Raw genomic sequence first — 681 nt, 5'->3', positions numbered from 1 at the left:
GGTGAAAACATGGTGGCAGGAACTGAAGGCTACGAAAAATTTGTTTCCCGCTTCATTGAGGTCAGCCAAGACCTAGATTTCTTTGAGGTTTGCAAAGATTTTGTTGCGTTTCTGCCGTCTAAGCCTGCCCGTATATTAGATGCAGGCTCCGGCGCTGGCCAAAATGCAGCTGCACTAGCTAAAGAAGGTTTTACTGTTACAGCTGTAGAGCCTATGCCAGAATTCTTGAGTGCTGCGAGAAAGAAATATAGAAGCGAATCGATCAGCTGGCTCAAAGGTAGCCTGCCTGATTTAGCATGCTTAAATACGGGCACAGATCAATTCAACTTTGTTCTAATTGATGGGGTTTGGCATCATATTGATAACACTGAAAGAGAATCGGCAGTAATACGTCTCTCGGCACTAATTAAAAAAGGAGGAAGATGTGCCATTTCACTCAGAAACGGGCCAGCTGGTTTAGGATCAAGGGTCTATCCGACAGATACGAAACTCACAATTGAACAATTCGAAAATTATGGTTTCGAATGCATTTTCCAAGTGCAAAATCAATCCAGCATCTTGCCAAATAAAGAGAATGTAAAGTGGGCGCGTATTGTTTTGCAAAAGTGCTAGCACATCACCTAACAAGCAAAGGCAGCATCGCCCTGCGGGCTGGACGCGCTAACGCGCGCCGCTGCTTTG

At 45.1% G+C, this 681-nt stretch carries 1 protein-coding gene; it reads left to right on the top strand.

All coding sequences use genetic code 11. The features are described from left to right. On the top strand, positions 1 to 612 hold a 612-nt coding region (locus ACXAFR_RS27430), incomplete at its 5' end, for a class I SAM-dependent methyltransferase (RefSeq protein ID WP_475183369.1). Between the last annotated feature and the right edge of the window lie 69 nt (positions 613 to 681).

This window comes from Pseudomaricurvus sp. ABR4_320, from assembly GCF_056159445.1.
Note: the sequence above shows the minus strand (reverse complement) of the source record. Positions and strands in the feature narration are given on the sequence as shown.